At 31.4% G+C, this 18,053-nt stretch carries 19 protein-coding genes and 2 tRNA genes; 7 read left to right on the top strand and 14 right to left on the bottom strand.

The genetic code is table 11. The features are described from left to right. Position 1 precedes the first annotated feature (1 nt). Positions 2-511: a shikimate kinase gene (locus tag ACY2IJ_RS14160; protein WP_476724968.1), complete on the bottom strand. Its 510-nt coding sequence runs from the start codon at positions 509-511 to the stop codon at positions 2-4. Between the two features lie 102 nt (positions 512-613). Here ACY2IJ_RS14160 and ACY2IJ_RS14155 point away from each other — a divergent pair. The 7 genes from ACY2IJ_RS14155 to ACY2IJ_RS14125 all read left to right on the top strand — a co-directional run bounded on the left by ACY2IJ_RS14155 (position 614) and on the right by ACY2IJ_RS14125 (position 5,153). Beyond that, positions 614-686: transfer RNA gene (locus ACY2IJ_RS14155), tRNA-Lys, on the top strand. Positions 687-883: 197 nt separating this feature from the next. Beyond that, positions 884-2,341: an NAD-dependent succinate-semialdehyde dehydrogenase gene (locus ACY2IJ_RS14150; RefSeq protein WP_476724967.1), complete on the top strand. Its 1,458-nt coding sequence runs from the start codon at positions 884-886 to the stop codon at positions 2,339-2,341. Between the two features lie 118 nt (positions 2,342-2,459). Then, positions 2,460-2,542 (top strand) — tRNA-Leu (locus ACY2IJ_RS14145). 65 nt (positions 2,543-2,607) lie between these two features. Continuing rightward, positions 2,608-3,003, top strand: coding sequence for a hypothetical protein (locus ACY2IJ_RS14140; protein WP_476724966.1), 396 nt, complete (start codon positions 2,608-2,610; stop codon positions 3,001-3,003). A 20-nt stretch (positions 3,004-3,023) separates the two neighbouring features. Beyond that, complete coding sequence (tsaE, locus tag ACY2IJ_RS14135; RefSeq protein WP_476724965.1) at positions 3,024-3,428, top strand: tRNA (adenosine(37)-N6)-threonylcarbamoyltransferase complex ATPase subunit type 1 TsaE; 405 nt, start codon at positions 3,024-3,026, stop codon at positions 3,426-3,428. 31 nt (positions 3,429-3,459) lie between these two features. Next, on the top strand, positions 3,460-4,659 hold the full coding sequence (locus ACY2IJ_RS14130) for an alanine dehydrogenase (protein WP_476724964.1): 1,200 nt from the start codon (positions 3,460-3,462) through the stop codon (positions 4,657-4,659). 62 nt (positions 4,660-4,721) lie between these two features. Then, positions 4,722-5,153: a hypothetical protein gene (locus tag ACY2IJ_RS14125; protein WP_476724963.1), complete on the top strand. Its 432-nt coding sequence runs from the start codon at positions 4,722-4,724 to the stop codon at positions 5,151-5,153. 51 nt (positions 5,154-5,204) lie between these two features. On the opposite strand, the gene ACY2IJ_RS14120 is transcribed toward ACY2IJ_RS14125, so the two are convergent. The 13 genes from ACY2IJ_RS14120 to wecB form a co-directional block, all read right to left on the bottom strand. After that, complete coding sequence (locus tag ACY2IJ_RS14120) at positions 5,205-6,035, bottom strand: IS3 family transposase (RefSeq protein ID WP_476726568.1); 831 nt, start codon at positions 6,033-6,035, stop codon at positions 5,205-5,207. Positions 6,036-6,037: 2 nt separating this feature from the next. After that, the gene (locus ACY2IJ_RS14115; protein ID WP_476723783.1) at positions 6,038-6,547 is read right to left on the bottom strand and encodes a transposase; all 510 of its coding nucleotides are present in this window, start codon (positions 6,545-6,547) and stop codon (positions 6,038-6,040) included. Positions 6,548-6,633: 86 nt separating this feature from the next. After that, positions 6,634-9,426: a VPS10 domain-containing protein gene (locus ACY2IJ_RS14110; RefSeq protein WP_476724962.1), complete on the bottom strand. Its 2,793-nt coding sequence runs from the start codon at positions 9,424-9,426 to the stop codon at positions 6,634-6,636. Between the two features lie 163 nt (positions 9,427-9,589). Further along, positions 9,590-10,249 carry an SCO family protein gene (locus tag ACY2IJ_RS14105; protein WP_476724961.1) on the bottom strand — a complete coding sequence of 220 codons (660 nt, stop codon included), beginning with the start codon at positions 10,247-10,249 and terminating at the stop codon, positions 9,590-9,592. After that, a complete protein-coding gene (locus ACY2IJ_RS14100) occupies positions 10,233-10,796 on the bottom strand; it encodes a toxin-antitoxin system YwqK family antitoxin (protein WP_476724960.1) in 564 nt (187 codons plus the stop codon). Before ACY2IJ_RS14100 ends, ACY2IJ_RS14105 begins: the two co-directional genes overlap by 17 nt. A 263-nt stretch (positions 10,797-11,059) precedes the next feature. Then, on the bottom strand, positions 11,060-11,410 hold the full coding sequence (locus tag ACY2IJ_RS14095) for a hypothetical protein (RefSeq protein ID WP_476724959.1): 351 nt from the start codon (positions 11,408-11,410) through the stop codon (positions 11,060-11,062). 51 nt (positions 11,411-11,461) lie between these two features. Next, a complete protein-coding gene (locus ACY2IJ_RS14090; protein WP_476724958.1) occupies positions 11,462-12,136 on the bottom strand; it encodes a TrmH family RNA methyltransferase in 675 nt (224 codons plus the stop codon). 6 nt (positions 12,137-12,142) lie between these two features. Next, positions 12,143-12,616, bottom strand: coding sequence for a DUF6495 family protein (locus tag ACY2IJ_RS14085; protein WP_476724957.1), 474 nt, complete (start codon positions 12,614-12,616; stop codon positions 12,143-12,145). A gap of 79 nt (positions 12,617-12,695) precedes the next feature. After that, positions 12,696-13,142: a 50S ribosomal protein L9 gene (gene rplI / locus ACY2IJ_RS14080; RefSeq protein ID WP_476724956.1), complete on the bottom strand. Its 447-nt coding sequence runs from the start codon at positions 13,140-13,142 to the stop codon at positions 12,696-12,698. A 13-nt stretch (positions 13,143-13,155) separates the two neighbouring features. Further along, complete coding sequence (gene rpsR / locus ACY2IJ_RS14075; protein ID WP_167897755.1) at positions 13,156-13,452, bottom strand: 30S ribosomal protein S18; 297 nt, start codon at positions 13,450-13,452, stop codon at positions 13,156-13,158. Positions 13,453-13,454: 2 nt separating this feature from the next. Then, positions 13,455-13,793 (bottom strand): 30S ribosomal protein S6, encoded by a 339-nt coding sequence (rpsF, locus tag ACY2IJ_RS14070; RefSeq protein WP_167897756.1) that lies wholly within the window; start codon positions 13,791-13,793, stop codon positions 13,455-13,457. 90 nt (positions 13,794-13,883) lie between these two features. Continuing rightward, positions 13,884-15,347, bottom strand: a complete 1,464-nt coding sequence (locus tag ACY2IJ_RS14065) for an oligosaccharide flippase family protein (RefSeq protein WP_476724955.1) — start codon at positions 15,345-15,347, stop codon at positions 13,884-13,886. A 1,574-nt stretch (positions 15,348-16,921) separates the two neighbouring features. Continuing rightward, complete coding sequence (gene wecB, locus ACY2IJ_RS14060) at positions 16,922-18,052, bottom strand: non-hydrolyzing UDP-N-acetylglucosamine 2-epimerase (RefSeq protein ID WP_476724954.1); 1,131 nt, start codon at positions 18,050-18,052, stop codon at positions 16,922-16,924. Between the last annotated feature and the right edge of the window lies 1 nt (position 18,053).

The raw sequence follows: 18,053 nt of genomic DNA, 5'->3' as shown, positions 1-18,053 counted from the left end.
CTTATAAAGCTGAAACTATTTCTTTAGCAATAGTAAACACTGATTTTTGATCTACAGATACTGCTATTTTTGCTTGTAAATAATAAGGTCTTCTTTCAAACAAATGTTTTCCAATAAACTCTGGCAAATCATCGTCTTCTATTCTTGCTATTAAAGGTCTTTTGCTTTTTTCGGGCAATAATCTGGCAACTAATGTAGGAATATTTGCACTTAAGTAAACCGATGTTGCATGTTGATTGACCAATTCCATATTGTTTCCAAAACAAGGGGTACCTCCACCTAAAGACAATATAAAATCTTCATCTAACTCTAACAGTTCTAACAAATAAGCTGTTTCTACTTTTCTAAAATAAATTTCTCCTTTAGTTTCAAATATTTGGGTTATAGACATTTGTTCTTTTTCTTCTATATAATCATCCAAATCAATTCTTTTGTAATTTAATTGATTACATAGTGCTTTAGAAATGGCAGATTTACCACAGCCCATATACCCTAAAAGAATCAGTTTCATGTTTTTATGCATTTCAAATTAGATTCAACAAATATCAAAGAAAAAAACAAGCTAAAAAAAGTTTTCAGCATTTAAAAAAAGCTTTATATTTGCCCCCTCATTGACCTGGTAGCTCAGTTGGTAGAGCATCTCCCTTTTAAGGAGAGGGTCCTGGGTTCGAGCCCCAGCCCGGTCACAAAAGCCTAACTATTTTTAGTTAGGCTTTTTCTTTTCCCCACCAAACCAACAAAAATAGTTTCTTTTATACTATAATTTGTATAAGGTTCATTTTGATTTATTTTACACAAATGGTAAAAATACAGCCATAAATTGACTATTGAGTACCAAAAAGCAATAGTTACAAATAGTACCTTTGTAGCAAACGTAAAATATATGATTACTGAAAACTTTGGTTATAAAAAATTATACATTGACGGTGCCTTAATTGATGCTGAAAACAAAAAAAGAGCTGCCGTTATTTGTCCTGCTACTGGAGAAACAATTGCAGAAGTAGCACAAGCTGGAAAAGAAGATGCTGAAAAAGCTTTAATTGCAGCCCAAAAAGGATTTAAATATTGGTCCAAACTATCTTTAGCTGAAAGAACTGAATGGATGCAAAAACTAAGAATAGCTGTCTTAGAAAAAGAACACGAACTAAAAACAGCAATGGTTCATGAAATGGGAAAAACGTATGCAGGTGCTGCAGAAGATATAGAAGCCGTAGTAAATGCATTAGATTGGTATCCTAATGCCATGAAAAACCTAAGAGATGAGCAAATTCCAGATTATGAAAACACACATACTCATAAAATGATCGCAAAACCCGCTGGTGTTGCGGTTGCCTATTTGGCATGGAATTTTCCTTTGTTAAATGTAGGCTTTAAACTAGGTCCTGCTTTAGCCGCTGGGTGTTCTATCATTATCAAGCCTTCTGCTTTATCTCCCTTATCAAGTTACATGATTGGAGAAATTCTACACAGTATTAATTTTCCTGCAGGAGTTGTAAATATTTTATCTGGGCCTAGTAGTCAAGTTGCTACCACCATGACAAAAAGTAAAATTCCTGCCGTATTAACCATGATTGGATCTACAGCTACCGGACAACGTGTAATTGCAGACAGCACAACCTCTATTAAAAAATTAGGAATGGAGTTAGGTGGAAATGCTCCTTTTATTGTTTTTGAAGATGCAGATTTTGACAAAGCTTTAGATTTAGCCATTGGGCTAAAATTTGGAAATGCTGGACAAATATGTGTTGCTGCTAATAGAATATTTGTTCACAAAAATATTTATGATAAATTTTTAAAAGCCTACGTAAAAAGAGCTTCTGAATTAAAAATAGGTTTTGGTACTAAAGAAAACCCCGATGTTTTTATGGGACCAATGGTGGCTCGTGCAGACAGAGACAGAATGTTTGACCTAATACAAGATGCTGTTAACAAAGGAGCTTCTTTGGAATATGGAGGTAAAATTCCTGAAAATTTACCAGAAAACGGAAACTGGATAGAACCTACCGTAATTTCTGGAGTTACAAAAGATATGGATTTGTTTAACAAAGAAACTTTTGGACCTGTAGCTGCTATTTTAAGTTTTGAATCGGATGATGAAGTGCTAACCTTAGCTAACAATACAGATTTTGGACTAGCTTCTTATATTTTTACCAATAACCATAGTAGAATTGAACGATTTACAGAGGAATTAGAATTTGGAGAAATACAAATAAACGGAGTAAAATATGCCATTTACTTACCGCATGGTGGTATTAAAAATAGTGGAATTGGTCACGATTGTTCTCATTTAGCGTTAGATGATTACTTGGTAAAAAAACGTGTATCTACCGCAATTCTTTAAAAGAAAAACATCATTATAAAAATAGGGAATCAAATAGATTCCCTATTTTTTTGCGATGTATTTAAAAACTTACGCAAAATTCAATTAAATTAAAGATATTTGTGGTCATTACCTAAAAGCACCTATGGCGGAATTGGTAGACGTGCTATCTTGAGGGGGTAGTGTCCTATGGACGTGCTGGTTCGAATCCAGTTAGGTGCACTTTTATTTAAAATTGTATTACACAGGTTTTAAAAAAGTGATTTTATTAACTTTAAAAATGTAAGATGAAAAAAATTATTTTAACGTTCATTTCTTTAATTCTAGTGTCTTGTTTTAATAAAACAAATCAAAAAACATCTGTAATTTTAACCAAAACCATTACCGTAATTAATCTTAAAGAAAATAAATTAGAAAAGAAAACAGATACTTTAAAAGACACTACTTTTAAAATTAGTTTGCATTCACATAGCAAAAAACCTCATTTTGTAGCCCGAAAAGAACTTCCTAGAACCAAAGAAAACCCACACCTTGCCTACCTGTATATTGTAGATGAAAAGGGTGAAGATGTTAAATTTGAAAACAATACCCATTTTATAAACTTTATGAAAGAAAAAGGCTATCATTTAATTGATCAAAAATCTAAAGTGTATTATATGGATTATGTTTTTGAAAAAAAATAATTCTTTTTTACAATCTAAAAATGGAAATCACCTATTCTTTAAACGAGCTGTCTTTAACAGCACAACAAATTTTAAAGCATACCAAAAGCAAAACCCTTTTGTTTTATGCAACCATGGGAACTGGTAAAACTACATTAATTAAAGAGTTAGCTCATCAATTAGGGTGTACTATTAGCTCATCTCCTACTTTTGCTTTGGTTAATGAATATGAAACCAATACAAATGATATTTTATATCACTTTGATTTCTATCGCATAGAAGATGAAAACGAAGCTTATGATATGGGGATTGAAGATTACCTATATAACAATAGATGGTCTTTTATAGAATGGCCCGAGAATGTAGAAAATTTACTACCTTTAGATGCGCAGGTAATTACCATTAAGACCAATTCTAACAATACTAGAACTTTGTGCCTTAAATAAACCTATTACTTGTTTTGATTAGTTGTAAATTATGGGGAAACGTATAGCTGCATTTGGTAAAATTGAATTTCATGTTCAAGAAGAACGTTTGGCAATAACTCCTAAAAAAGGAGATTTATTTATAGGAATCCCTAAAGAAACTTGCCACGAAGAAAAAAGAGTTTGCCTTACTCCAGATGCTGTTGCGGCTATGACTTTGCAAGGACATCAAATTATACTAGAAACAGGAGCCGGATTGGCCTCTAACTTTACCGATAAAGAATATGCAGATTCAGGAGCTAAAATAAGTTACAACACCAAAGAAGTGTTTGAGTGTAATTTAATTTTAAAAGTATCTCCACCATCGTTACAAGAAATTGAGTACATGGTTCCACAAAGTTTTTTAGTATCATCATTGCAATTAAAAACACAATCTAAAGAATATTTTAAAGCTTTAGCTAATAAAAGAATTACTGCCATTGCTTTTGATTTCATTAAAGATGAGCACGACAGCTACCCTATTGTAAAATCGTTAAGTGAAATTGCAGGTACAGCCTCTATTTTAATTGCATCAGAATTGATGAATGCAGAAAATGGTGGTTCGGGTAGATTGTTAGGTAACATTAGTGGAGTACCTCCTTGTGAAGTAGTTATTTTAGGTGCTGGTACCGTAGGATTATTTGCTGCAAAATCTGCCAAAGCATTAGGGGCAAGTGTTAAAGTTTTTGACAACTCCATTACCAAACTAAGACAACTACAACAAGATTTAAATATTCCTGTATACACTTCTACCATACATCACAAAGCCTTAGAAAAGGCATTAATGAGAGCCGATGTTGTTATTGCAGCCATTAAAGGAAAAACCAGAGCTCCTATTATTGTATCAGAAGACATGGTTTCTGTAATGAAAGAAGGGGCTGTTGTTATTGATGTAAGTATAGACCGAGGAGGTTGTTTTGAAACCTCTGAGCTTACAACACACAGCAATCCTACCTTTGTTAAATATGGAGTAATGCACTATTGCGTACCAAACATTCCTTCTAGATACGCAAAAACAGCAACCATTTCTATTAGTAATATTATCACTCCTTACCTTTTAACCGTAGGTGATGAAGGTGGTTTTGAATCTGCCGTTAAATACGATAGAATTATTAGAAGTGGTATGTATATGTACAAAGGTATTGTTACTAAAAAAGCTGTTGGAGAATGGTTTCACATTCCGTTTACAGACATTAATTTATTGATTATTTAGCTCTTAAAGAACTACACAATCCGTTTGACTTTTATACTTTTGGAGCTACAAATTAATACAAAATGATAAAAGACTTATTAAGTAAAATTGATGCCAAATTATTAAGAAGATTTGGTTATTACTTAGGAGGGTTGGCTTTAGGTGTTATAGCCTTAACCTATATAAACAAACAAAAAGGAACTACGTTTGATTACGGTTTTAATGCAAGAGTGTTAAAACAAATTAAATTAAGAGACACCTTAAAAATAGCTAATAACGCTCAATTAGTTTTAAATCAATACAACTTAGACTCTTTAGACATTCAATATGTATTAAGCAAAGGCGAATGGAACAGAGATAAAAGCCATGTTCATCAAAAACCTTGTCCAGATTATTGGATTGATGCTCGTATTGGAAAAAAAATAGAAGAACAAATTGTGGCTCATGATTTTGCCTTTATTTTTGAAAGATGTGAATATGTTGCAACACTTAAAGAAGTAAAACTTATTAAATAAAAAAAGGAGTGCCTATATGGACAGCCCCCAAAAAGTTGGACGGTTAAAAAATTAATTATTGATATGAGCTCGATATTTTATCGGGCTCATTCCATTTAAAGCTAATGATATTCTATCATTATTATAATAGCAAATATATTCATTAATTTCCTTTTCTAATTGCTCAATCGAGTTCCATTGTTTTAGATAAAACAGCTCAGATTTTAAAGTTCCAAAGAAATTTTCAATAATAGCATTATCTAAACAATTCCCTTTTCTAGACATACTTTGAATCATCTTGTTCTTTTTTAAGATATTCTGATATTTTTCCATTTGATATTGCCATCCTTGATCCGAATGTAATAACACATTTGCTGCTTTATACTTTTTAAAAGCTTTCCCCAGCATTTGAGTTATTTGTCTAAAATTAGGACTCCTAGAAATTTGATAACTAATGATTTCTCTACTACATAAATCAATAATTGGAGACAAATAAAGTTTTTGACCTTTAACTTTAAACTCTGTAATATCTGTAGCCCATTTTTGATTGGTTTTAGAAGCCTTAAAATTCCGTTTAAGTATATTGGGAGCTATTTTACCTTGACTTCCTCTGTAAGAACGATACTTTTTAACTCTAATCAAAGATTTTAACCCTATGGACTTCATTAGTCTTAATACTGTTTTATGATTGATGATAATCCCTCTGTTGTTTAGTACTAAAGTGATTCTTCTATAACCATATCTACCTTTGTGTTGATGGTAGATTTGAGTAATAAACCTTTTTATAAATTCATATTTATCAGGCTCTTTACTTTTTTGTAAATGATAATAAAAACTACTTCTAGCCATCTTTGCATGATGTAACAATACCGACAAATCATGCTTATGCCTTAACTCATTTATGACTATTGCTTTTTCTCTCTGGCTTGAGCTAAGGCTTGTAACTTTTTTAGCAAATCAAGTTCTGCTTTTAAAGATTGATTCTCTTTTAAAAGTTTTTCTTCTCTAGTTAATGGTATAGATTTATTTTTTCTAGACTTGGGTTTCATTCCGATAGGTCTTCCTTTAGGTTGATTTTTAAGACCTTTCAAACCTAAGGATTTATATCTTCTTTGCCAATTAATAATACTAGCACCACTTCCAATATCAAATAGAATACATGCTTGCTCTAAAGAAAGATGTTCTTTTTCTATTCGTTGTAAAATATCAAGTTTAAATGATGATGTATATTGTTTATTTATCTTTGGTAACAAACCTTGAACTCCTTTGTGTTCATATTGCCTACACCAAAGAGAAAGAAGAGAACTATCAAAACCTAGCTCTTTACTCAAACTAGTTATAGAGCGTTCTCCTTTAAGAACTAACTTCACACATTCTTGTTTAAAGCCTAATGTGTATTTTACTTTTCTAGACATAAAAATACCCCCAAATTGTGTCTAACATTTTGGGGGCACTCTATACAAGCACTCCCTTTTTTACTTTATAACCAACACTAATCCTGCTATTCAAAAACTGTTACAACGCTATAATCTGTAAATCTATTGTGTACCGTTGCCCATATTTTAACATTTCCTTTGCCTACTGGTGTTACAATTCCATGTTGGTCAACTGTAGCTATCTTAGGGTTTTCAGACTTCCAAACAATTTTTTCTTTTTTATATTCAGAATTTAGAATTTCCGTTTTTAATTGTACCGAATTCTCATCTTTAATAGCTATAACTGGGGTGGTAACCTTTACTACTTGTACATAATTTCCTTGTTCTATTTTTCCTTTATAAAAACCACCTCCTTTAGTAGCTAGCCACATTTCAGCTGGGTTATGCAAATCAAACTTTACATCCTCTATTTGGTGTGGAATGACAATACTTTTGTTTATTTTTTCCCAAGTCTGTCCTCTATCTTTACTTAAATACACTCCAGGATTTTTAGATAAAAATTTAGTAGTAACCACCATTAAATTATGATCAAAAGGAGAAATTGCAAAACACTCTGTAGCAGGTTCTTTAAATATTTGCTCCCAATGTTCTCCAAAATCATCAGAATACCAAAGTCCAGCACCACCACCTCTATAACCTGTGGTTATGTACATACGGTTGGTATTGTCAAAAGTCACAAACTGAACTCCTTCTACTTCGTTAGGTGTTTTTACCTTTTCCCAAGTTTGCCCTCTATTTGTTGAATGATACAAACCTCCTTCTGACAAAGGCATTTTGTAATTATGAATATTTTTTTCTGCTGCTACAAATAATGATTGTTTTGAAAAGTCTCTAGGGTCAAACTGTACATCATTAATTCTGGCTGGCGATGGCAACCCTTGATTACTTTGTTGGAACGTTTTCCCATTGTCTTTAGAAACATAAAATCCCCCTTGATGTCCTTTTTTAGGATTGTCAATATGTGTAATTCCAAAATACATATAATTTGGATTGATTGGGTCTATTAACAAACCATTGGTATAAAAATCATCTTTCCATTTATTGGTTGCAGGTGTTGCTACCCCGTGTTTATGCCAAGTAAGTCCCCCGTCTAAACTTCTAAACATATACTGCTTAGCTTCTTGCCTGTTAGATGTTACGTATACCGTTTTAGCATTGTACGGATCAAAAACAATATTACTTACTGTTTCTTGTGCACTTGGAATAAATTTTAACGCTATTTTTCCATTTTCTGTGATTTCTGGAATCCACAACCTATGCTCTCCAGAACCTAATAAAGTGGTCTTATGTCTTTTATCTTGTGCTATGGTTAGTCCAGGTAAATTACTATTTCCTGTTCCTATAATTGCACCTGAAGCGGTTACTTTTTCATCTACCTGTTTCCAAGTTGCTCCTCTATCGGTACTTAACATCGTGCTATGATCAGATATTATCATTACACTTCCATCAACTCCTACATCTAAACCACGCATAGAACGCAAAGCATAATTCTTTCCAAAACGCATATGAGGAGAGGAATGTCCTACTTCCATATTTTGATGTGTTGGATTTTCTCTTGCATCCCAATACGCTTTATCTTTTTCCCAAGTCTCTTGATACAAACGAGCTGTGTTTATCCATTTTTTTCCATAATTCTCTGTTTTCCACAAACGTCCAGGCATTATAGACTTTCCTATTTGTGGATCGGCAAAACCCACATACACAACTCCTTCTTTACTTGGGTCTGTACTAATCATATTAAAACGCTGTAAGGCATTTTTAGGCAATTCCGGATACATTTTTTTTACTTTATTTTTAGGCAACCCAAACCACTTAGATAAATATAAATAATAATTATCTGGAACTCCTCCCGATAGTTGATTGATGTCTAAATACAAATCTCCATTTATGTTTTTCCAACTTTTACCTTCATCTTTAGAATAAAAAATTCCTCCTGTACAAATAGTTGTTTTTCCTTTAGGTATGTATTGTGTTTGATCTATCACAAACAATTGAAACTCTTTTGTTTTTGCATTGTAATAAAAATCCATATCCATAATAATATCATTATCAAACTGACCTGATATTTGTTTCCATTTTTTCCCTCCATTATCCGATTTAAACAAACCGTAATTAGAGGCTGCAAATATTTGTTTTGGTTTTTTAGGATTTACCACCACTCTACATATTTGTATTTTTTCTGGCAATCCGTTGGTTATAAGTTTCCAACTTTTTCCTCCATTGGTCGTTTTCCATAACTTACCAATATGCATAAACTTTCCTCCTTCTTTACCTCTTGGGTTTTTAGCTGTAATTTCTTGCAAAGAAGACATCCAATCTTGTTGACGTACATTTCCTCCTCCTGCTACATACCATACATTTTCGTTGGTCGGATCTATGGTAACTGCAGCAACTTTTCTTCGCCAACTGTCTTTATCTGTTCCATCATCATCTAACTTATACCAAGGACAATATTTTACAATTTCCCAGCTTTTTCCTAAGTTATTTGTTTTCCACAGTTGAGAAGAAGTTAATGCCAAACCAAATTGGGCATTGGTAACAGAATATTCAAAATCTCTAAGATGATAAAAAGATGCATCTCCATCATAATCTGTAATTCCATACCAATTTTTACCATTGTCTTCAGATTGATAAGCATTCCACATATCTGGACATTGAGTAATTAATTTAGGAATGGTAGGATGATACCTCATTAAATTTGCAAATCCTGCATTTCCAGGAGCTACTTGTTCCCAAACCACAGCGTTGGTTGATGCTACTTTTTCTTTAGACAAACGTTTAAAAAAATTGTTTTGAGCATTACCTACAATTGTTAGGAATATAAAAGTGGCTTGTAGTATACAACTTGTTGTTTTCATTTTATTTTTTTTAACAGATTCAATAAAATTATTTAATCCATAAAATTACACACAACAGTATAAAAATTACAGTTCTAAACACATCATTAACTAGACCAAATGATTTAAAACCAACTTAAAAATCATTTGTTCTATTGATTGATATATCTGTACACAAAAGCCTTTATAGAGTCTCTGTTTTTAAGATTTTAATGTCCGTTATTAATTGTTTTATGGCTAGCTTGTTTAGACCGTTATAAATACCCCGTATATGTTTATTTTTATCTATTAAAACAAAATTTTTGGTATGTAAAAATGAATCTGAATTTTGTTCATTTCTAAAAATTTCTTCTGTAAAATAAGAATGCCTTCCTAATTTATAGATCTGTTGTTGGTTGCCTGTAACCAAATGCCATTTATCAGCAACTATATAATTTATTTCTGCATAATGATTTAATACAGCTACTGAATCTATATTAGGAGTTACAGAAAAAGACAGCAACAAAACTTCTTCATCTTTTAAAAATGCATCTTGAACCAATCTCATATTAGAAGTCATTTTAGGACAAATACCTGAGCATTTTGTAAAAAAGAAATCTACTACATAGATTTTATTATTAAAGGTATCTTGATTGACTATTTCCCCTTTCTGATTTATCAAACTAAAACTATCTATTTTATGAAAGGTATTTAATTCTTTAGTGGACAAATCTCTATAAGGAGTAAAAGAAGCCTCTTTATAATAGGGTAATCTATACACTGTGCGTGCATTTTCTTTTTTTGACTGACACGCATTAATAAAGAACACTAGAAACAAAACACATAAATCATTTAACCTTTTCATTTTCAGGCCTATAAAAAATATTATCTCCTAGCACTCCAAATACTCTCCCATTTATTGCCTGATAGTTTTCATAGAGATCTCCATTTTTTCGCCAAGATTTTTGCATCCCGTGCTCTTGTCCATAGTACAAATTTCTTTCCTTTTGTATTTCTCCTGTAGCATACCAAACCGTTTCTCTACCATGTAAAACCCCTTTAAAATAGGTAGCAACTCTTTGAACTTGTCCGTTTGTATACCAAACTTTAGTTTTTCCTTGCTTAAGCCCTTTCACATAATACGTTTCATAGTTTATTAAACCATTATAATACCAACGCTTTAATTTGCCTTGCTTTAAACCATTTTTATAACTACATGTCATTTTTAAAGTTTTACCATCAGGCATGTATTCATCAGCAAACCCTGTGTATAACTTCCCCTTATAAGTAACCAACCCATCTGAATTAGTTTTTAGTAATGAAAACTCGACCCTTAACACATTTGTTATTATTTTTTCTTCATGATAAGAAAAACAAGAAATTGCCGTCCATATTATATTTTTAATACTCATCTTTTATAATTTAAAATTATTAAACACTTACACTCAAAAAACTACCCTAGAAACTTCTTAATAATTCTCAGTAAATTTCACGTAACACGTATTTTAAGTTGTTGATTTTCTTATAGAGTAATGGTCTTCTTTTTCTGTACTATGGGTTGCTTTCTTAATGATAAACACCTTCTTTTACTAAGAAAAAATCACTTTTGACAATCTTCTTTAAAGTGTGTTTATCAGGTAAAATAGAAATAGTTTTAGAATTATGATAAAAGTAATTAAGTAGGAGTATCTACAATATTCCTCTGACTACAAACAATATCTTTATTGATAAAGATTCCTGTTTTAGCCAAAGATATTTTAGTATTTTTTGGGAGTTTTTGAGGATTAAAATTCGTTTTTAAATCAGAACCAATATTAAAAACATTGGTATCCCTTAAAAGGGTTTTAGGTTCTGAATCTAAAATAGCACTTATATTGGATTGATGTAAAAAAAACCAATGCAACAATTTGTTATTCAGCACACTATCTTTTTCTTGATCTATAGAGAATAGAACTTCGTCTTTTTGAGTACAAGAAACATACACCAATATTATACCGATGAGTAAAAATTTTATTAGTAAAGTCATAATTGCAGAGCTTATATAAACTAAAACAACTATGTTTTAAAATACCCTACCCTACTTTTCTAAATCTTTATAATATCTTTCTTTAATAAGTTTGATAGAACCTATAGATTTTTCTAGCCAACTCACATAAGTTTCTTCTTTTTCTTGCTCTGTAAATTGCCAATTCACTTTAGATTTGTGCAATCTATCTGTTGTGTTTTGTAACGTAATAGCTGCTGCTACAGATACGTTTAAACTTTCTGTAAAGCCATACATTGGTATTTTTAAATAACCATCTGCTTGCTCCATAATTAAGTCTGATGCTCCTGCTCCTTCTACCCCAAATACAAAGGCTGATTTTTTAGTAATATCAAAATCTGACACAAAAGAGGAATCTTCGTGAGGAGTAGTTACTATAATTTGATATCCTTTTTGTTTTAAAGCATTTACACAATCTTGCGTATTATTTTCTCGAGATTTGAATCGGTGAAAATCTACCCATTTTTGAGCTCCTTTTCCCACTCCATTAGAAATATATGCACTGTATTTATTTTCTATGGTGTAAATATCTTGTACTCCAAAAACATCGCAACTACGTACTACTGCACTCCAATTGTGTTTTTGATACAAGTCTTCTAACACAACCGCAAAGTGTCTAGTTCTATTTTCTAAAACACTTTTAAACAATGCTTTTCTTTCTGGCGTTACAAACTCTTCTAAATAAGCTACTAAGTCTTTATCTATCATAAGTACCTACTCTACAAACTTTTTAAAATTCTGATACAAAGCACCTTCTTTATTAATACTTGCTCCTTTTAAAATCAAATCAAATATTTCTAAATTTCTTTCTTTACCGTATTTTTTAGCTCCTTTAAAAAATTCAAACTGTTCACTTTTAGGATTATTTAACAACGTTTGGATTCCTTCTTGTGATGATAAATCAATTTCTTTATTGTTAGATTTTATCATAATTCTTTGAATAACTCCTTCTGTACAATAAAACAAATTGATACTAGATTTTGAAAAATGCTCTACATATTCTGCTTTAGACAATACTTCTTCCCAAACCATATCGCTAAAAATATTCAATTCTTCATCAGCCATTTCAGGTTTATTGGCTTTAATTTCATTCCACTCTTTAACATCAATCTGTTGGGTTGCTAAAAATTTAGCAAATTCTTCGTGTAATTCTTCTAATTGCTCTTTGGTTAATTGAATGTATTTCATTTAAATAAAACTTTATGTAAAAAAACTAAAAAAAGCTCACTATTGCTAGTGAGCTTTTATATAAGATGTATTGCTAAAATTACTCAGCAATAATTTCAAATTCTAAATCAGCTGTTACAGTTCTGTGTAAACGAACTGCAGCAGTATACTTTCCAGTTCTTTTGATAGATCCTCCAGCAATTTTGATGAATTTTCTTTCAATAGAATGTCCAGCTTTCTCTAAAGCCTCAGCAACATCAATGTTGTTGATAGAACCAAATAATTTAGTTCCTTGACCTACTTTAGAACTCAATTTAATCTCTAATCCTTTAAGAGCTTCTGCAGTAGCAGTAGCCTCTTCAATAACTTTAGCTTCTTTAAAAGCACGTTGTTTTAATGTTTCTGTTAAAACTTTTTTAGCAGACTCAGTTGCTAAAACAGCTTTTCCTGTAGGAATTAAAAAGTTACGTCCGTAACCATTCTTTACTTCTACGATATCGTCTATGAACCCTAAGTTCTCAACGTCTTGTTTTAATATTACTTGCATGATTGTCTACTTATTATTTTAATAAATCACCAACATATGGCATTAATGCCAAGTGACGTGCTCTTTTGATAGCTTGTGCCACTTTACGCTGATATTTTAAAGAAGTTCCTGTTAAACGTCTTGGTAAAATTTTACCTTGTTCGTTTACTAAGTACATTAAGAAATCTGCATCTTTATAATCGATGTATTTAATTCCTTTTTTCTTAAATCTACAGTATTTAGCTTCTTTCTTAGTTTCTATGTCTAATGGAGTTAAGTATCTAACATCTCCTTTAGCTCCACCTTTTGCTTGTTGATCGATATTTGCCATAATTACTTTGCAGATTTTAAGTTAGACTTTCTTTTGTCAGCCCATGCAGCAGCGTGCTTATCTAACTTTACAGTTAAGTAACGCATAACGCTATCGTCACGTCTAAATTCTAATTCAAAAGGAGCAACTAATTCACCAGCAGCTTTGAATTCGAATAAGTGGTAAAATCCACTTTTTTTCTTCTCGATTGTGTAAGCTAATTTTTTTAGCCCCCAATCTTCCTTATGCAACATTTCGGCACCTTTAGAAACCAAATAGTCCTCGAACTTTTGTACTGTTTCCTTTACCTGAGTATCAGATAAAACGGGATTCAAAATGAAAACAGTTTCGTAATGATTCATAATGATTGTTTTTTAATTAAATTTAAATCGGGTGCAAATATACTGATTATATATCCATTACCAAAATGCTGGACCTAAAAAATAACCTGTTTACTTTTTAACTATTTTTATCAGTTTTTGATATAGAACAGATAAGTCCGTTGACAAATTCCCTTTTACAACTACAAATAGGTACACTGCCGATAATGTTACAGACTCTATTAGCATATTTACAATAGGATGAAATGGCAATTTTACCCAGATACCTATAAATGTAACAATGGCTATTAATCCTAAAATCCACCATGTTTTAGGAGTTGTAGGCTGAATGTTAAATTTAGATTTTACATATAAAATCTTTAAGGTATTAAACACAAACACAACTATTAAAGTTGCCAAAGCAGCACCATTAATCCCTATCTGTTCTATAAATATTGTATTCAATACAATTACAGCTAAAGCCATTGCCAATCCGTAAGGCAACAAAATTTTATAATGCTTAGAGTTAGATATAATAGCTCCGTTGTTTCCTAAAAACATATGGTATAATTTGGCTACGGAAATCATTAAAACCACCCACACTCCTCCTGTATAATCATTCGGCAACAATTGGTACAATGAAGATATGTTTGAATTGACCAATACAAAAATAAATCCCGAAGCAATTGTTAAGTTAATAGATGTTTTTTGATACAAATCTAACACCTCATCATCTTTTCCTTCGTTAATAGCTTTTGCCGTTAAGGGTTGTACAATTTGACTCATGGCTCTACCCGGAATTTCTATCACCGATCCTATATAAACTGCTACTGCATAAAAAGCAACTTGTTCTAATATTTCTTTTTGCGGAATCATAAACTTGTCTATATCTAATAGAATCGTCGCTGCAGATCCTGCTAAAATTATATACAAACTGTATTTTATAACTTCTTTAAAATTATTAGGTAACTGAAAAGAGAATTTGGGATGGTATTGTTGAAATGCAAACAACATCATTAATAACGTTTGCAAAAAATAGGCAGCAACCATACAAAGCACAAACTGATGACTATTGATAAATTTAAAATAAACCGCAACTAACAATATAGTGGCCATTATTCTAACAAACAATTCTTTTAACACATTTCCATATACCGATTTTAAATGAACTCTTGCCCAAGCATAAAAAATTTCAAAATAAGCATTGGCAATAGCTACCAAAAAAATAAGATAAGTATATTCTTTTACCAAAGGGTTCTTCTCAGACAATAACGTAGAAATATATTCGTAACACAAAACCGATACAAAGCCTAATGGAACAATTACTAAAAGGGGTTGCCACAAAGCCAAACTTAAAAATTTGTCTTTATTTTCTTTATCGGTGTAAGCAGAAAAAAACTTAACAATGCTAAAATTTACTCCTAACGCAATTAAAGGTTTTAGAATAAATGCTGTAGACAACACAAAAGTGATTAAACCATAGTAAGAAGCATCTAAAAAATACACGTATAAAAATAGGGTGTTTATAGCTCCCACCAAAATAGCTACCAATAAGGTAACTGTATTTTTATATGACTCTTTTAAAACGATTCCCATATATTGGTTATTGGTTATTGGTTGTTGGTTGTTGGTTGTTGGTTGTTGGTTGTTGGTTGTTGGTTGTTGGTTGTTGGTTGTTGGTTGTTGGTTGTTGGTTAAACAAAATTAGAAACACTTTTGTTCTCGACTACACTCGAACACCTATTAGTTATTTATATTCTCTCAAATTATCAGATACACAAAATTTATATTTCTTCACAAAACTGGTCATCGATCAGAGTCGAGATGTATTTATTTTCAACTACACTTAAACACCTACTTAGCTATTTACATTTCCTCAAATTATCAGATACACAAAATTTATATTTCTTCACAAAACTGGTCATCGATCAAAGTCGAGATGTATTTATTTTCAACTACATTTAAACACCTACTTAGCTATTTATATATCCTCAAATTATCAGATACACAAAATTCTTATTTCTTCACAAAACTGGTCATCGATCAGAGTCGAGATGTATTTATTTTCAACTACATTTAAACACCTACTTAGCTATTTATTTTTCCTCAATTTATTAGATATACAAAGTTTATATTTTTTTCACATAAACTGGTCATCGAGCAAAGTCGAGATGTATTTATTTTCAACTACATTTAAACACCTACTTAGCTATTTATATATCCTCAAATTATCAGATACACAAAATTCTTATTTCTTCACAAAACTGGTCATCGATCAGAGTCGAGATGTATTTATTTTCAACTACACTTAAACACCTACTTAGCTATTTATATATCCTCAAATTATTAGATACACAAAATTTATATTTCTTCACAAAACTGGTCATCGAGCAAAATCAAAATATATTTATTTTCAACTACAATTTAAACACCTACTTAGCTATTTATATATCCTCAAATTATCAGATACACAAAATTTATATTTCTTCACAAAACTGGTCATCGAGCGGAGTCGAGATGTATTTATTTTCAACTACACTTAAACACCTACTTAGCTATTTATATTCTCTCAAATTATTAGATACACAAAATTTATATTTCTTCACAAAACTGGTCATCGATCAGAGTCGAGATGTATTTATTTTCAACTACACTTAAACACCTACTTAGCTATTTATATTTCCTCAAATTATTAGATATACATAGTTTATATTTTTTTCACATAAACTGGTCATCGAGCAAAATTAGAAACACTTTTGTTCTCGACTACACTCGAACACCTATTAGTTATTTATATTCTCTCAAATTATCAGATACACAAAATTTATATTTCTTCACAAAATTGGTCATCGAGCGGAGTCGAGATGTATTTATTTTCAACTACACTTAAACACCTACTTAGCTATTTATATATCCTCAAATTATTAGATACACAAAATTTATATTTCTTCACAAAACTGGTCATCGAGCAAAATCAAAATATATTTATTTTCAACTACATTTAAACACCTACTTAGCTATTTATATATCCTCAAATTATCAGATACACAAAATTTATATTTCTTCACAAAACTGGTCATCGAGCAAAATTAGAAACACTTTTGTTCTCGACTACGCTTGAACACCTATTAGCTATTTATATTCTCTCAAATTATCAGATACACAAAAATTTATATTTCTTCACAAAATTGGTCATCGAGCGGAGTCGAGATGTATTTATTTTCAATTAACTCTTTAATTTCTCTGTAAATTGTTTCTCCCACTTGAGTTCCATATAAAGAAACAGAAAAGTTGTGTTTTGTTTTTTGTAATTCTTCAGAGGCATTAAAAATAGTTTCCGCATTACTTCCTGCTAATTTAGCGAAACCACCATCTACCAATTCAATCCATTCTGTTTCTTCTCTTGCAATTACACAAGGTTTGTTGTTAAAAAAAGCTTCTTTTTGCAAACCTCCACTATCGGTAACTACCAATGCACAATGTTTTAGTAAAGCCAACATATCAAAATACCCAACAGGATCTATAAAAGTAATAGGATAATTTAAGTTGTGTTTTTCTAAAACTGATTTGGTTCTAGGATGCAATGGCATTACTACTTGTTTGGTATTGTGAATTTTCGTCAATCCTTCAAAAACTCCTTTTAAAGCAGATAAATCATCTGTGTTTTCTTGCCTATGAATGGTTGCCAATACAAACTTGTTAGTCTGTAAGTTATTATTTTGTAACACCGTGGCTTTTTCATCAGACAAAGCACTATAAAACTCCACTGCATCTTTCATGATGTCTCCAGAATTCACAATTTTTATGTTGTGATTTGCAAAGCCCTCTTTTTCTAAATTGTCAATTGCAGTTTGTGTAGGACACAATAATAAATTAGAAATTCTGTCTGTTAAAATTCTATTTACTTCCTCTGGCATACTCATATTATAAGAACGCAAACCAGCCTCTATGTGAACCACTTTTATTCCCAATTTTTGAGCAGCTAATGCTCCAGCTAATGTTGAATTGGTATCTCCATACACCACCACCGCATCTGGTTTTTCAAACACTAAAACCTCTTCTATTTTAGAGAGCATTTGTCCCGTCATGGCTCCATGACTCAACCCATTAATATTTAAATTGTACTTAGGAACGGGAATTTGCATTTCATCAAAAAACACCCTACTCATATTATTATCGTAATGCTGACCTGTATGTATAATAACTTCTTCAATAGTATTGTATTCAGAAATTACTCTACTTAACACCGCAGCTTTTACAAACTGAGGTCTTGCTCCTAATATGGTAACTATTTTTTTCAAA

It is taken from the genome of Wenyingzhuangia gracilariae (genome assembly GCF_056387575.1).
This window is presented reverse-complemented; position numbering and strand designations above follow the sequence as displayed.

Coding starts and splice junctions, on each gene's coding strand:
- ACY2IJ_RS14125 (WP_476724963.1), top strand. CDS start 4,722: ATGATAAAAGACTTATTAAGTAAAATTGATGCCAAATTATTAAGAAGA.
- tsaE (WP_476724965.1), top strand. CDS start 3,024: ATGGAAATCACCTATTCTTTAAACGAGCTGTCTTTAACAGCACAACAA.
- rpsR (WP_167897755.1), bottom strand. CDS start 13,452: ATGGCAAATATCGATCAACAAGCAAAAGGTGGAGCTAAAGGAGATGTT.
- ACY2IJ_RS14150 (WP_476724967.1), top strand. CDS start 884: ATGATTACTGAAAACTTTGGTTATAAAAAATTATACATTGACGGTGCC.
- ACY2IJ_RS14160 (WP_476724968.1), bottom strand. CDS start 511: ATGAAACTGATTCTTTTAGGGTATATGGGCTGTGGTAAATCTGCCATT.
- ACY2IJ_RS14115 (WP_476723783.1), bottom strand. CDS start 6,547: ATGTCTAGAAAAGTAAAATACACATTAGGCTTTAAACAAGAATGTGTG.
- ACY2IJ_RS14140 (WP_476724966.1), top strand. CDS start 2,608: ATGAAAAAAATTATTTTAACGTTCATTTCTTTAATTCTAGTGTCTTGT.
- ACY2IJ_RS14095 (WP_476724959.1), bottom strand. CDS start 11,410: ATGACTTTACTAATAAAATTTTTACTCATCGGTATAATATTGGTGTAT.
- ACY2IJ_RS14105 (WP_476724961.1), bottom strand. CDS start 10,249: ATGAAAAGGTTAAATGATTTATGTGTTTTGTTTCTAGTGTTCTTTATT.
- ACY2IJ_RS14085 (WP_476724957.1), bottom strand. CDS start 12,616: ATGAAATACATTCAATTAACCAAAGAGCAATTAGAAGAATTACACGAA.
- rpsF (WP_167897756.1), bottom strand. CDS start 13,793: ATGAATCATTACGAAACTGTTTTCATTTTGAATCCCGTTTTATCTGAT.
- ACY2IJ_RS14090 (WP_476724958.1), bottom strand. CDS start 12,136: ATGATAGATAAAGACTTAGTAGCTTATTTAGAAGAGTTTGTAACGCCA.
- ACY2IJ_RS14110 (WP_476724962.1), bottom strand. CDS start 9,426: ATGAAAACAACAAGTTGTATACTACAAGCCACTTTTATATTCCTAACA.
- ACY2IJ_RS14130 (WP_476724964.1), top strand. CDS start 3,460: ATGGGGAAACGTATAGCTGCATTTGGTAAAATTGAATTTCATGTTCAA.
- ACY2IJ_RS14065 (WP_476724955.1), bottom strand. CDS start 15,347: ATGGGAATCGTTTTAAAAGAGTCATATAAAAATACAGTTACCTTATTG.
- rplI (WP_476724956.1), bottom strand. CDS start 13,142: ATGCAAGTAATATTAAAACAAGACGTTGAGAACTTAGGGTTCATAGAC.
- ACY2IJ_RS14100 (WP_476724960.1), bottom strand. CDS start 10,796: ATGAGTATTAAAAATATAATATGGACGGCAATTTCTTGTTTTTCTTAT.